Source organism: Streptomyces sp. NPDC006314, from assembly GCF_040613075.1.
In the GTDB taxonomy this organism is placed as follows: domain Bacteria; phylum Actinomycetota; class Actinomycetes; order Streptomycetales; family Streptomycetaceae; genus Streptomyces.
The window spans coordinates 88,154-102,588 of sequence record NZ_JBEXRL010000015.1 but is presented as its reverse complement, the minus strand read 5'-3'; the positions used below and the strand labels follow the sequence as shown (position 1 = coordinate 102,588).

Annotated in this window: 10 protein-coding genes; 8 read left to right on the top strand and 2 right to left on the bottom strand. The window is 71.7% G+C overall.

Annotation, left to right across the window (positions count from 1 at the left end; all coding sequences use genetic code 11):
* Window positions 1-243 precede the first annotated feature (243 nt).
* Window positions 244-1,938 (bottom strand): DUF885 domain-containing protein, encoded by a 1,695-nt coding sequence (locus ABZ079_RS25795; RefSeq protein WP_356941813.1) that lies wholly within the window; start codon window positions 1,936-1,938, stop codon window positions 244-246.
* Between the two features lie 920 nt (window positions 1,939-2,858).
* Here ABZ079_RS25795 and ABZ079_RS25790 point away from each other — a divergent pair.
* The gene (locus ABZ079_RS25790) at window positions 2,859-4,208 is read left to right on the top strand and encodes a salicylate synthase (protein ID WP_356941812.1); all 1,350 of its coding nucleotides are present in this window, start codon (window positions 2,859-2,861) and stop codon (window positions 4,206-4,208) included.
* Window positions 4,209-4,263: 55 nt separating this feature from the next.
* Window positions 4,264-6,372 (top strand): BTAD domain-containing putative transcriptional regulator, encoded by a 2,109-nt coding sequence (locus tag ABZ079_RS25785; RefSeq protein ID WP_356941811.1) that lies wholly within the window; start codon window positions 4,264-4,266, stop codon window positions 6,370-6,372.
* 143 nt (window positions 6,373-6,515) lie between these two features.
* Here the strand turns inward: ABZ079_RS25785 and ABZ079_RS25780 are convergent, their stop codons facing one another.
* Window positions 6,516-7,754, bottom strand: coding sequence for a serpin family protein (locus ABZ079_RS25780; RefSeq protein ID WP_356941810.1), 1,239 nt, complete (start codon window positions 7,752-7,754; stop codon window positions 6,516-6,518).
* Window positions 7,755-7,988: 234 nt separating this feature from the next.
* On the opposite strand from ABZ079_RS25780, the gene ABZ079_RS25775 reads away from it, so the two are divergent.
* The 6 genes from ABZ079_RS25775 (at window position 7,989) to ABZ079_RS25750 (ending at window position 14,429) form a co-directional block, all read left to right on the top strand.
* Entirely contained in the window at window positions 7,989-9,056 is a 1,068-nt protein-coding gene (locus ABZ079_RS25775) for a DUF4190 domain-containing protein (RefSeq protein ID WP_356941809.1), read from the top strand.
* A gap of 163 nt (window positions 9,057-9,219) precedes the next feature.
* Window positions 9,220-9,972, top strand: a complete 753-nt coding sequence (locus ABZ079_RS25770) for a GntR family transcriptional regulator (RefSeq protein ID WP_356941808.1) — start codon at window positions 9,220-9,222, stop codon at window positions 9,970-9,972.
* A 413-nt stretch (window positions 9,973-10,385) separates the two neighbouring features.
* Window positions 10,386-10,577 (top strand): SPOR domain-containing protein, encoded by a 192-nt coding sequence (locus tag ABZ079_RS25765; RefSeq protein ID WP_356941807.1) that lies wholly within the window; start codon window positions 10,386-10,388, stop codon window positions 10,575-10,577.
* Between the two features lie 30 nt (window positions 10,578-10,607).
* Window positions 10,608-11,018: a (deoxy)nucleoside triphosphate pyrophosphohydrolase gene (locus tag ABZ079_RS25760; protein WP_356941806.1), complete on the top strand. Its 411-nt coding sequence runs from the start codon at window positions 10,608-10,610 to the stop codon at window positions 11,016-11,018.
* A 120-nt stretch (window positions 11,019-11,138) separates the two neighbouring features.
* Window positions 11,139-11,567 (top strand): ATP-binding protein, encoded by a 429-nt coding sequence (locus tag ABZ079_RS25755; RefSeq protein ID WP_356941805.1) that lies wholly within the window; start codon window positions 11,139-11,141, stop codon window positions 11,565-11,567.
* Window positions 11,568-11,840: 273 nt separating this feature from the next.
* Entirely contained in the window at window positions 11,841-14,429 is a 2,589-nt protein-coding gene (locus ABZ079_RS25750; RefSeq protein ID WP_356941804.1) for a SpoIIE family protein phosphatase, read from the top strand.
* Window positions 14,430-14,435: the final 6 nt, after the last annotated feature.

Genomic DNA, 14,435 nt, shown 5'->3' with positions numbered 1-14,435 from the left:
CCCGCTCCCGGCCGCTCTGGCGTCCGCAACCCGGCGAGTGCTCGAACCCGCCGGGGAGTAGGGAGATTCTCCTCCTCGGGACGCTTGCGCGACACCCTAGCACCAGGCCACTTCGGTGCACTCGAGGGTCCGTCCCTCGAAACGGTGACGGCCGGCGGACGCGCGGCCCCCGGTGCCACCGTCCGTCCGGTGGCACCGGGGCCGGCTTTTCGTTCGCGGCCCGCGGCGCGGACCGACGGGTGCTCAGAGCGCCGAGATCTCGCTCAGCAGGTCGTCCAGGCCCAGCGAGCCCTGCGACAGCGCCGCCATGTGCCAGGCCTTGAGGTCGAATTCCGCGCCGTGCCGGGCGCGGGCCGCCTCCCGGCCCTCGAGCCAGACCCGCTCGCCGAGCTTGTAGCCGATGGCCTGGCCGGCCATGCCCTGATAGCGGATGATCTCGCTCTCGACGTAGTCGGCCGGGCGGCTGCTGTGGCCGGCGAGGAACTCCTGGGCCAGCCCGGGCGTCCAGCGCTCACCCGGGTGGAAGGGGGAGTCCGCCGGAATCTCCAGCCCCAGATGCATCCCGAGGTCGATGATGACGCGGATGGCACGGTGCATCTGTGCGTCCAGATAGCCCAGCCGCCGTTCGGCGGTGGTCAGGAAGCCCAGCTCGTCCATGAGGCGCTCGGCGTACAGCGCCCAGCCCTCGGCGTTGGCGCTGACGATGCCCACGGTGGTCTGGTACCGGGAGAGGCTGTCGGCGACATGTGCCCACTGGGCCAGCTGGAGGTGATGCCCGGGTACTCCCTCGTGGTACCAGGTGGTGACCAGGTCGTAGGCCGGGAAGCGGGTCTCGCCCATCGTCGGCAGCCAGGTCCGGCCGGGCCGGGAGAAGTCCAGCGACGGCTCGGTGTAGTACGGGGCGGCGGCGCTGCCCGGCGGAGCGATGCGCGACTCCACCCGGCGCACCCGCTCGGCCAGCTCGAAGTGGGTGCCGTCCAGGGCGTCGATGGCCTCGTCCATCAGCGACTGGAGCCACTGCCGGGTCTCCTCGGCACCCTCGATGGCCTCGCCGTGCTGGTCGCACCAGGCCAGTGCCTCCCAGGGCGTCCTGGCGCCCGGCAGCACCTTCCGGGCCTCGGTCCGCATCTCGGCGAGCAGACGGTGGAACTCGGCCCACCCGTACGCGTAGGCCTCGTCCAGGTCGAGGTCGGTGCCGTTGTAGTAGCGCGCGAGGCGGCCGTACCGTTCCCGGCCGACGACGTCCGGTGCGCCCTCGACGGCCGGGGCGTAGGTGTCCCGCAACCAGTCCCGCAGCTCCACCAGGGCGCCGGTGGCCACCGAGGCGGCCGCGGTGAGCTCGGCGCGCAGCCGCTCGGGCCCCGGATCGGTGAACTGCGCGAACCAGCTGCGGTCCGTCCCGATCCATTCGGCCAGCTGGCCGATGACGGTGGCGACCTGACGCGGTCCTGCGGGAAGCCTCCGCTGGAGGCCGGCGTCCAGGGAGGCCCGGTAGCCCTCCAGCGCGGCCGGCACGGCGCGCAGCCGCCGGGCGATCGCCGCCCAGTCCTCGTCGGTGTCGGCGGGGGTGATCGTGAAGACATCGCGGACCTGGTGCAGCGGTGAGCCGAGGTTGCTGACCGTACGCAGTCCCTCGCCCGCCTCGTGCACCGCGAGTTCGGCGGTGAGCCGCTCGCGCAGCAGTCGGGCGCAGCGCCGCTCGGCGGCGCTGTCCGCGCCGGGTCCGGCCTCGGCCGCGGTGAGCCGCTTCAGGGTTGTACGGGCGAGCTGGGCCACCGCTTCCTGGCCCGCCGGCGAGAAGTCGGTGAGCCGGCCGGAACTCTCGGCGACGCCGAGATAGGTGCCGGTGATCGGGTCGAGGTCGACGAGGGCGTCGACATGGGCGTCGGCGACCTGGCGGGGCAGCTGACTGCCCACGGGTGTGGTGGAGTTGGGCATGCGGCCATCCTCGTACGAGTGGGTCTGCCATGTCACCGTCAAAAACGTGGGTGCGCCTGTCGCTTTGCGGGTGACAACCGACCCTCCTCCGGCTAGTATTATCGTACGTGTACAACATACGGGTACGGAAACTCAGGGGAGTGGGTGTCTCGGGCAAGGCTGAACCGGGCAAGCACTGCTGAACCTGCCCGCGATGCCGGCCGGCGCTCGAGCGAGAATCCACCATGAGCCGCGACGGCCGGGGTTGTCATCCCCCGTCGGCCCCTGCCGTCGCTTTCCCATTCCGTGGTCACTGCATTCGTATTCTCGAATTGCCGGTGTCGGCGGTCGGTCTGTCCGAATTAGGAGATTGATGAATCCTCCCCGTGGTGGCCGCTGGTAATCGTGAAGATTCCTTGTGGAGTGCGTTGAGCAAGTGTGGATGGCTGGGTATACTCGCTAACTGGTTCGGTCGGTGCGGTAACCGTATCGACGTGGCGATCACTGACTGACTCGGGGGAAGCGATGTCTGGTCGACGTGCAGTGATGATGGATTGCCCGTCTCCTGCGGTTCGGGCGATCGCCCAATTCCGCGGCACGTGCGGCCCGAACGGCACGGTGGCCGCTGTACGTGGGTAAAGCCCACCGTCCTCCGGCGTGAGTCGAATGGGATCGCATTTTTCTGCACAAGTAAAACGCGATCCGCTCTCTGCCGAAAACCGCGTTTTGGTGTGCGCGGCTGGCGGCCCATTTCTTCGGTCCGGAAGTGCGCCCTTCTCGCTGCCATAATTCGTGTTTCCCGTACGGCCTGCCCGATCTGTCATGGATTTTCCCGCCAAGGGCGAGGACTGCGGCTGCCGGCGAGCTGAGTCCTGCTCCGCCGGACGCGGTGTCGCCCTCCACTCGGAGGAAGTGAGATGAAGGCTCATTACCGCACTGCCGTGTTGGAGACCACGCGTGAACCGCTGGACATCGCCGTCGGCCTCGCCGCCTCGGGCCTCTTCGACACGTCCATGGTCCACGAGGCTTCGGACGGATGGTCCGTAGCCGGCGGTGTGGCAGCCGAGGTCGTCGTCGACGCCGAGAGCGTTCGATGTACGAGACTCGGTGTCACCCGCGAGGAACCGTGGTTCGGGGAACCCCTGACCGTGGTGCAGAAATTCCTGGCCGACCTGCCCATCAGCGACTGGACCGCGTACGGCTGGTGCGCTTTCGAACTCTCCCACGCCATCGCCGGAATGCCGGTGCAGGAGGGAACGCTGCTCCACCTCGTGGTCCCGGAGACGGAACTCCGCCTGGCCGGGTCCCGTATCTTCCTGCGCAGCCTCGAAAGCGCCGCGCTCACCGCGGCGGAGGACACGGTGGCCCGCATCGCGGCGGAACCGGCACCGGCCGAGCCACTGCCCGTCCAGGTGGACCTGGAGAGCGGCGCCGACGACTATCGCCGGAGGGTGGCGTCGCTCGTCGAGGAGATACGCGCGGGCAAATTGCAAAAGGCCATCCTTTCCCGTGAGATACCCGTCGAGACCGATATCGACTTCCCGGCCAGTTATCGCAGGGGCCGCCTGAGGAACTCCCCCGCCCGGTCCTTCCTCCTGGACATGGGCGGGCTGCGCTGCTTCGGGTTCAGCCCCGAGACCGTCGTCGAGGTCTCCGCCGACCGCCGGGTGTCCAGTCAGCCGCTTGCCGGCACGCGAGCTCTGACCGGGGATCCCCACCTGGATCACAAGCTCCGTGAGGACCTTCTGTCGGACCCCAAGGAACTGCACGAGCACGCCATCTCGGTGAAGGTCGCGGTCGACGAACTGGTCGGCCCGTGCAAGCCGGATTCGGTCGCCGTCGTGGAATACATGTCGGTCAAGGAGCGTGGCTCGGTCCAGCACCTGGCTTCGAGGGTGGTGGGGCAGATGCCCGAGGGGGCGAGTCCCTGGGAGGCCTTCGCCGCCGTCTTCCCGGCCGTGACGGCGTCCGGCGTACCCAAGCACGCCGCCTATGAGGCCATTCACCGGCATGAGGGGAATCGTCGCGGGCCGTACGCGGGTGCCGTGCTGAAGGTCGCCGAGGACGGCGCCATGGACGCTGCTCTGGTGCTGCGCAGCGTTTACGCGCAGGACGGCCGGACCTGGCTGCGGGCCGGTGCCGGCATCGTCGGGCAGTCCCACGCGGACCGTGAACTCGAGGAGACCCGCGAGAAGCTGCGGTGCGTGGCCACGTCGTTGCTGGCGCGCACCGAGGACGCCGGGACCACGGCATCCGGTGCGGTGACCGTCCGTACCGGCTCGCGCCACTGATTCAGAGCACAGCGTTGTTGGCGATCAACCGTCCATTCCTGGAGGCAGGGGCACCATGCTGACAGCGGGGCAACGTCTGTCTGTTCAACTGCTGGGTCCCGTACGGGCCTGGACGGACGGCAAGGAGGTCGTCCTGGGCCCGCCGAAGCAGCGTGCTGTCCTCGCGCTGCTGGCCAGCCGGGCCGGTGATGTCCTGGGCATCGAGCACATCATCGACGCCGTCTGGGGAAGCGACGTCCCGCAGACCGCCGCCAATGGCGTTCACACCTATGTGGCCGGGCTGCGCCGCGTGCTGGAGCCCGGCCGCAGCAGGCGGGGCACCTGCTCCGTTCTCGCCTCCGCGGCAGGCGGCTACTGCCTGCGCATCAGCCCCGAGGCGGTGGACGTCACACGCTTCGCGGAGTGCCACGCACAGGCCCGCAGGGCCCACGCGGGCAGCGACGCCAAAGCGGCCCTGGAGCTGTACAGGGACGCCCTGGCGCTGTGGCACGGCGAGGCCTTCGCGGGCATCCCCGGACCGTTCGCGGCCATGGAACGGACTCGGCTCCAGGACCTGAGGATGACGGCCATAGAGGAATGGGCGTCGGACATGCTGAGGGCGGGGCGGCACGGCGAGGTGATCGCCGACCTGTCCACCGCGGTGGCCGAGGAGCCCCTGCGGGAGAAGCTGCGCTGGCTGCTGATGCTCGCCCTGTACCGCTGCGGCAGGCAGGCCGACGCGCTCGCCGTGTACACCGAGACCCAGCGCCTGCTCAACCGGGAACTGGGCATCAAACCGGGCGCGGAGCTGGCCAGTCTGCACCAGGACATCTTGGCCGGGCGTGTGGTCACCGTCTGCCGGGACCGGTCCCCGGTGCCGGCGACGACCGGTGACCTCGCGGACAGTGCCTCGCCGGACATTCCGCGCCCCGCCCAGCTGCCTCCGCTGGCCCGGGGATTCGTCGGACGTACGGCGGAACTGGCCGAGCTGGAAAGGGTGCTGGCCGAGGACGGGTTGCGGTCCAGCGCCAGCACGCCCGTGGCCGTGGTGGACGGCCTGGCGGGCGTGGGCAAGACGGCGGTCGCCCTGGAGCTGGCGCACCGGCTCACCGACCGCTTCCCGGACGGCCAGCTGTTCGTCGACCTCGGCGGCACGGGACTGGGGGGCAAACCGCTCACGGCGGCCGAAGCGCTCGCGCAACTGCTGCGCAGCCTCGGTGTCGACGACGTGCGGATGCCGGGCGACCTGGCCGGGCGGGTCAGCCTCTACCGCAGTCTGCTGCACGGGCGGCGGATGCTGGTGGTGCTCGATGACGCGATCAGCGCTGAGCAGGTTCGCCCGCTGATCCCGCGAGGCGCGTCGTCCGTGCTTGCCACCAGCCGGCAGCGGCTCACCGGACTCGCGATCCGTGACGGAGCCCATCTGATCAGGGTCGGGCCGCTGTCCGAGGACGAGTCGGCGGAGCTGCTCACCTACCTGGGCGGGGAACGGCTCCGGGAGGAGAAGGCGGTCGTGATGCGCCTGGTGCGCCTCTGCGAAGGGCTGCCGCTGGCACTGCGCAGCGCGGTCGAAGGGCTGATCGAGGCACACGTCCCGCCGACCACACCGGAGGAGCGCTACGCCGACAAGCGCGGGCTGCTGGACCGTCTCACCGTGGAGGGCGACGCGGCCGCGAACCTGCGCACGGTGTTCGAGGCCTCGTATCAGGCGTTGCCGGCGGAGGCGGCCCGGATGTTCCGCTACCTGGGACTGCACCCCGCCGGCCCGGTCACCGTGCAGCAGGCCGCGACCCTGGTGGGCACGAGTCATGCGACGGCCCGGCGCCTGCTCGATCTGCTCGTCGACGGTCACCTGATGGAAAGAGTCTCCAGGCACTACTACCGATTCCACGGCCTGGTCGGGATCTACGCGGCCGAGTGCGCCGAGCGTGAACCGAAGGCCCGCCGTGACCTGGCGCTGATGCGGCTGCTCGGGCAGGAGTGGGGCTTCGTGCCGCGCCGCACGCCGGCACTGGAGCAGGAACAGGACGCCGCACGTCAGCTCGAGGCGCTCGGCCGACGTCCGAAGGGCGGGGTCGGCGGTTCCCCGCCCCCGGTGTTCAGAAGTCTTCCGCTCATCGATCAGCGGCCTTGCCCGGTCGAACAGGGGTCCCGTTCGGGTGATCCCCGGGTGGTCGGTGCATGACGGCAGTGCCGCTCGCCGGCTCCGGGGTCGGGATCCCGGCCGAACAGCTCGGTGACGCGGTGGCCCTGCCGGCGCGCATCCGGTCGGGCGGTGCGGCCCTGGCCCGACGGTGACGACGGGGCAGGGCCCGGCCCACGGGACCGTCAGCCGTGCGACCGTTCCCGGTGGTCGTAGAAGCCGGGGTACGGCGCCGGGTCGGTCACCCAGCCCGACACCAGCACCAGCCGGGACTCGCGGTCGACGGCGAGGAAGCCGAAGGGGCGGTCGAAGGTGACGCGGACGACCGTGGTCTCGTAGCGGTACCGCGGCGGCCCGCTGCCCACCACCGGCATCACCGCCGTCACCGCCGCGGCGCGGAAGCCGAGCGGACCGAACTGGGCCAGCGCCGACTGGCGGCCCGCCCCGACGGCGAGCGGAAGGGCGCTGATACCCGGGAAGTGGCCGTGCCGCGCATCCGCGGCCGCCGTCAGTCCGAACAGATCCGCCAGGGCGATCAGGTCGTGGTCGGCCCGCACCTCGTACGCCACCGTCCGCACGTCCAGCGTCGTCGGCGCCGGTTCGACGGCCGGCTGCAGCTCCACATGCAGGCCCGGACCGACGTGCCCGTGCGGCAGCAGGCCGCCCCCGGTGAGCGGCAGCGCGCGCTCCACGATCCCCACTCCGGCGGTCAGCACCTGACCCGGTGTCATGCGCTCCTCACCGAGGAACAGATGAACGTCGACGCCGTTGTCGCCGGGCACCGTCAGCGCGGTGACGAAGCCGTCCGGGGTGCCCGTCACGCCCACCCGGTCCGGGCGTACGCTCCGCCGGTGCAGCCCGCGCAGCGTACGGCCCTGCCACGGGCCGCCGTCCGGCCGCAGCGGCAGCTCCCTGAAGGGCTGCCGCCAGGTCGTGCCCAACGCGAGGGCGCCGGCCAGCACCATCCGCGCCTCCCGGTCCAGCGTCACCGGCATGCGCTCGACCAGCCCACCGGTCCGCTCGGCCGCCCAGGCGTCCAGCCGTTCCTGCGCGGTGACGAGGTCGTCCCCGAACACCCCGTGGGTGCCGGCCGGCAGCCCGGCCCGCCACTCCTCGCGCAGGGTCAGCCCGTCGTGCGTCCACAGCCCGAGCGCAGTGTCCAGACCGGACACCGACCGCAGGGCCGTCAGCAACTCCCGTGCGGTCGCGGCCGCCTGCCCGGCGGGCACACCCAGCGCCCGCGCCAGCTCCGCCCGCGCCGGGTCCGCCGCGCCGTCGGCCAGAAAGGCGAGCAGGGGCCAGACGCCGGCCGCCGAGAAGACCGTGCCGCCCTGCGTGCTCGCCGCCCACCGTGCGGTCAGCCCGTTCACCGCCTGGACGACCTCGCCGCCCGCCCGGCTCCCCGTCGCGTACCCCACCCTCATTCCGCCCCCGTTCGCGCCCCGCTTACCATGCGGCCAGTCGTACGTCAGTCCAGTCGGCGGGCCGGCCGCCGGTGCTGCGCTGCCGCCGCCCGACCCAGGAGCACGGTACCGGTGTCCATACCCCCGCCCCCCGGCCCCCGTCCGTCACAAGTGCCGTATCAGCCACCTCAGCCGCATGCGCAGGGGCCGTACGCGCCGCCGCCGTACCCGCAACGGCCGGACGGGGCGTACGGGTTGCCGTACCGGCCGTGGGCGCAGGGCTACAACCCCTACAACCACCCGGCGCCCGTCAACGGCCTCGCCATCGCCTCCCTCGTGCTCGGCGTGCTGTGCTTCCTGCCCGGTGTGGGACTGGTGCTCGGGCTGGCCGCGCTGCGGCAGATCCGCCGGCGCGGTGAGCGCGGCACGGGGCTGGCCGTCGGCGGTGCGGTGCTCTCCGGAATCGGACTGGTGCTGTGGGCGCTGCTGTTCGCCACGGGCGGCGCCTCCGAGTTCTGGCGGGGGTTCAGGGACGGCGCGCGCGACGGCGCGAGTATCTCGCTGGCCGAGGGCGAGTGCTTCGACGCGCCCGGCGGCGCGCTGAGCGGCGAGACCTACGACATCGACAAGGTCCCCTGCGCCGGCGGGCACGACGGCGAGGTGTTCGCGTCCTTCGAGCTGACCGGCGGCGGCTACCCGGGGGACGACACGGTCACCGACACCGCCGACGAGCGCTGCTGGGGCCTCCGGGACGGTTACGCGATGGACGGCTGGGCGGTCCCGGGCGACGTCGACGTGTACTACCTCACGCCGACCGAGGACAGCTGGGCGGCGGGGGACCGCGAGGTCACCTGCGTGTTCGGCAGCACCACCGAGGGCGCCGACCTCACCGGTTCGCTGCGCAACGACGAGACCGTCCTCGACGCCGACCAGGTCGCCTATCTGAAGGCCGCTCACGTCCTCAACACGGCCCTGGACACCGTGCCCGAGGCGGACTACGTGGAGGACGACCTGCCCGGGCACAAGGCGTGGGCGGGTCGCGTGTCGGCCGCGCTGGGCGAGCAGGCCCGGATGCTGCGGGCGCACGACTGGCCCGCCGGGGCCCGGAGGCCGGTCACGGCCCTGGCCGCCCGTCTGGACACGGCGCGCGCGGAGTGGGGGAAGGCCGGGAAGGCCGGGGACGCGGACGCCTTCTACGAGCACTACGACACCGGCCTCGACCTCATCCGGCCGCGCCAGGCGGTCACCGCGCGGAAGGCCCTGGAGCTGGCCACCACCCCGCTCATGGGTGACGACGGTGCCGACAGCAGCATCCAGGTGTGAGCACGCCCTGAGATGAGCAACCCCTATAGGGGGAGAAAGTGCCTGGGTAAAGCCCTTCCGGCCCGCATGTCATCACATCGAGTGATTCCCTGGCCTTTGCTTGCACGGCACAACCCACGGTTGCCACGCTGTTGCTGTCTGTACAATCTGATGGGAGCGGCCAGTGACTTTCGGTGAGCAGCCGGCGTACCTGCGTGTCGCGGGTGATCTCCGCAAGAAGATCGTCGACGGTTCACTGCCGCCCCACACCCGGCTCCCCTCCCAGGCCCGCATCCGCGAGGAGTACGGCGTCTCGGACACGGTCGCCCTGGAGGCCCGCAAGGTGCTGATGGCCGAGGGTCTGGTCGAGGGCCGCTCCGGCTCGGGGACATACGTGCGGGAACGGCCCGTACCCCGGCGGGTGTCCCGCTCCGGGTACCGGCCGGCCGGTGGCGCGACGCCCTTCCGGCAGGAGCAGGCCGACGCGTCGGTGCGTGGCAGCTGGGAGTCGGGCAGCGAGCAGACCGAGGCCGGGGCCGCCATCGCCGAGCGGCTCGCGATCCCCGCCGGTGACCGGGTCATGCGCACCAGGTACCTGTTCCGGGAGGCCGGCGAGCCCATGATGCTCTCCACCTCCTGGGAGCCGCTCGCCGTCACCGGCCGCACCCCGGTGATGCTCCCGGAGGAGGGTCCGCTCGGCGGGATGGGCGTGGTCGAGCGCATGCGCGCCATCGACGTCATCGTGGACAACGTCACCGAGGAGGTCGGTGCCCGCCCCGGCCTCGCCGAGGAACTGCATGTGCTCGGCGGTGTCCCGGGTCATGTCGTCCTGGTCATCCAGCGCACCTATTTCGCCTCCGGCCGCCCGGTGGAGACCGCCGACGTGGTGATCCCGGCGGACCGCTACCGGGCCGCGTACCACCTGCCCGTGAAGTGACGTTCCTGGAGGCTCACGGCGCCGGTGCAGGCGCCGGCCGGGATTCCGTGCGCTCTCCCGAGTGAGGTAGCGCACACCCTCGGCGCCTCGAGCGGGCGGATGCCCCGGCCGTCTGACCACGGCCCGGTCCGGTGGCACGCTGCGATCCGGCCGTCTTCCCAGGTGGTCCCGTCTTCCGCCGACAGACCCCGACTCTGGGCGGCGCTCCGCGCCACGGCGCATTCGGTCCCGTGCGCCCCCGGCGTTCTGGCTGGTTGCGTACCTCTTTGTGAAAAGTCGTATTCGCTGCGTGAAGGTTGGGCGTACGCTCGGGCATATGCGGATTGCGGTTTCCTTAGGCGGGGCACGGCCGGGGCCCGGGACCGGAAGCGGGTGGGGCGGTGCGAGAAGGAGTGACGGGGGCGGTGGGGGCCATGAGTGAGGGCACGGTCTCGCTGCCCTGGATCGTGATACGGCAGGACGACAGCGGCAATCGCTACCGCGTCGGCCGGTACGCCACCCGGGCCGAGGCCCAGAAGATCGCCGACAGTCTCGACGACCGGGGACACAAGCAGCTCTACTGGGTCGAGCGCATCGGCCAGAACGGGGACGGCGGCCACAACTGACCGGCCGCGCCCTCCCGTAGGCTCCGCCCCATGACGCCCGAGACGGATCGGATCGTGGTGGTGGGGGCCGCCCTGCTCGACGGCGGCCGGCTGCTCGCCGCGCGCCGCAGCGCGCCCGCCGAACTCGCCGGACGCTGGGAGTTGCCGGGAGGCAAGGTGGAGGCGGGCGAACGGCCCGAGGACGCCCTGGTGCGCGAGCTGCGTGAGGAGCTCGGCATCGCCGCCGAGCCGGTCGAGCGCGTGCCGGGGGAGTGGCCGCTGCGGGCGCCGTACGTGTTGCAGGTGTGGACCGTCCGTATGCTGCCCGGCTCCCGGGCCCCCGAACCCCTTCAGGATCATGACGAGCTGCGCTGGCTGGCTCCGGCCGAGGTCTGGGACGTGCCGTGGCTGGACCAGGACGTGGCGGCGGTGCGGGAGATCGAAGCCCTGCCCTCTTTCTGACCCGCGCGCCAGGAGTGCGGAGCGCCTCGTACGCCGTTCGTGCCACAGTGCGCCCTCTTGCGCGGTACTGACCGCCCCATATCGGGTATGTGCCCATTAACCCCACGAAACTGGACATGGGTGGGCTTGCTGGCCTGGGAAGTGATCGGCGTGATCGACACCGATGGCGACTGCGCCGAGTGGTCCTTTCCCGCGGAACCGGGCGCCGTACGCACCGCCCGGGCCGCGGTGCGGGGCCAGTTGCACGGTTGGGGCCTCGACTGTCTCGCCGACCTGGCCGCGTTGCTGGTGAGCGAGCTGGTCACCAACTCGATGCGGTACGCCACCGGCCCCATCGGCGTACGGCTCGTGCGCCCCGCCGGGCTCGACGGCACGCTGCTGGTGGAAGTCTCCGACCCGCTCCCGGACCTGCCGCGCGAGCGCGTCGCCCAGCCGGGGGACGAGAGCGGGCGCGGCCTGCAACTGGTCGCCGGCTCCTCGCGCCGCTGGGGCACCCGGCCCGGCGCGAGCGGAAAGACCGTCTGGTTCGAACTGGCGGTGCCCGGGTGAGGCGGAAGATCCCGCGGGGTTGAACAGGGGGCGTACATCCGCCGGTGCGCCGCCGGCCGTGCGCTCCCACCGCGACCGGTCCCGGAGTACGTGATTCGCGGGTGTGTTCCCTGGTTAGAAGAGTGGAAGTGTTGTCACGGACCGGTCCGAAAAACGTCTGGACCGAGCTGTGATCGTGAACACCGTGTCGTGCGGCGCCGTAGTGCTGGATACTGCGGGCAGCCGCCCCCGGTGACCGGTGCCGGACGCGGTGAGCTGGAGGGGACGGTTCGCGTGAGCGGGATACCAGCGAAGGCCACGGAGTCCGAGGACCCGTCGGACGGCGCGAGGAAGGAGGCCGCGGATGCCGCCGCGGCACCCGGCGACGCCATGTGGCAGAGCAGTCCGCCCGGTTCGATCTACGACTACATCAAGGTCGCGTCCTTCTCCATCAGTGCCGGCGGGCTGGTCGAACAGTGGAGCCTGCGCGCCGAGCAGATCTTCGGCATCCCCGCCGAACGCGTCATCGGTATGGACCCCATAGAGGCCTTCATCGACCCCGACCTGCGCGAACGCGGCCAGCGCAAGATGGCCGAGATCCTCGACGGACGCGAATGGACCGGGGTGGTCCCCTTCCGGGTGCCGGACAGGCCGGACGGCGCGCGCGGCGAGGAGGGCCTGGCCGAGGTCTACGTCATGCCCACCCGGACCGCCGAGGGGGAAAGGGCGGCCGTGTGCATCGTCGTGGACGTCCGCACCCTGCGCAGCATCGAGACCGACCTCGCCGCCTCGCAGGCCATATTCGGCCAATCACCGTTCGGATTCCTTCTGATCGACATCGACCTGAGGGTCCGTCGGGCCAACGAGCGGTTCGCCTCCATCTTCGGCGGAACCCCGGACGACCACCGGGGCAAGGGGGTTCACGACTATCTGCCGCGCGGCGAGGCCGAGCGGGTTTCGGCCACCCTCCGGCGGGTGCTGGAGACCGGCGATTCCATCACCGACATGCACGTCACCGGTTTCGTCCCGGGCTCCGAGGAACGCCGGCACTGGTCCGTCAACCTCTACCGCGTGCAGAGCGGCAGCGGCCGGCCCATCGGGATCGCCTGGCTCGGCACCGACATCACCGCCCGCCGCGCCGCCGCCCGCGAGGCCGCCGCCGCCCGCCGCAACCTCGCCCTGCTCAACGAGGCCGGCGCCCGCATAGGAAACTCCCTCGACCTGGAGACCACGGCCCGCGAACTCCTCGACGTGGTCGTCCCCGGCTTCTGCGACCTCGCCACCGTCGACCTCTACCAGGGCCTGCTGGCCGGCGACGAGGCTCCGCCCGGGCTCGCCGACGGCAGCGCGGAGCTGCGCCGCGTCGCCTTCGCCAGCGCCGTCTCCGACGCCCCCTTCACCGGCTCCGCCGAGCCCGTCGCCCTCGGCGCGATCCACCACTTTCCCTTCAACTCGCCCAGCGCCGACGCCCTGCGCACCGGCCGCCCGCAGGCCGTGCCCGGGGAGGAGGGCGGCCTCGTGCAGTCCACGCTGGCCGTGCCGATGGTCGCCCACGACACGGTCGTGGGCCTCGCCCAGTTCGCGCGGACCAAGGGCAGCGAGCCGTTCGGCGACCGCGACCGGGATCTGGCGGTGGAGCTGGCCGCGCGCGCCGCGGTCTGCATCGACAACGCGCGCCTGTACCGCCGCGAGCACGAGCGCGCGTTGATCCTGCAACGGTCCCTGCTTCCGCCCGGCGACCCGGAGGCCTCCGGGCTGGACATCGCCTGCCGCTATCTGCCCGGCAACGCGGCGACGGAGGTCGGGGGCGACTGGTTCGACGTCATCGAACTGCCCGGTCACCGCACGGCGCTGGTGGTCGGCGATGTGATGGGCCGGGGGCTGCGGGCGGCCGTGGCCATGGGTGAACTCCGTACAGCCGTCCGCACCTTGGCCCTGCTGGACCTCGAACCCGCCGAAGTCCTCTCGGCGTTGGACGAGATCGCGCGGGGACTCGGTACCCCGGGCGGCGTCCAGCAGGCCACCCGCACGGCCCGGCAGCCCCGCGACGCCGACCTCTCCGAGGTGTACCTCGCGACCTGCGTGTACGCCGTCTACGACTCCGTGACCAGGCGCTGTACCTTCGCCAACGCCGGCCATCTGCCCCCGGTCCTGGTGGAGCCCGGCGAGGCGGCCCTGATGCTGGACGTGCCGCCCGGCATGCCGCTCGGCGTGGGCGGCGAGCCCTTCGAGGAGGTGGAGCTCGAACTTCCCGAGGGCGCGCTCCTCGCGCTCTACACGGATGGACTGGTCGAGTCCCGCGACCACCCCCTGGACGAGGGCCTCCAGGCCTTCGTGGGCGCGCTCACGGATCCCTCCCGCCCGTTGGAGGACGTCTGCGACCACGTCCTCAACACCCTCGACACCCACCACGGCGAGGACGACATCGCTCTGCTGATGGCCCGGGTGCAGGGACTGCCCGCCGAGTCCGTCGGCGACTGGACGCTGCCGCGCGAGCCGCGCAGTGTGGGCCGGGCCCGGGAGTACGCCCGCGCGCAGCTGCTCAGCTGGGATCTTGAGCCGCTGGTCGACACCACGGAGCTCCTGGTGAGCGAACTGGTGACGAACGCGCTGCGGTACGGCGAGGGGGAGATCCGGCTCCGGCTGCTGCTGGACCGGACGCTGGTGTGCGAGGTGTGGGACGCCGGGCTGGTACAGCCTCGGCGGCGGCGGGCCCGCGACACGGACGAGGGGGGCCGGGGGCTGCAGCTGGTCGGGTTGCTGAGCGCGGCGTGGGGATCGCGGCGGACGCCTCGGGGCAAGACGGTGTGGTTCGAGCTTCCGCTGCCCGGCGGGGAAAACGGGCTCACCGACCCGGCAGAGGCGCTGCTCAGCCTCTTCTGACCAGCC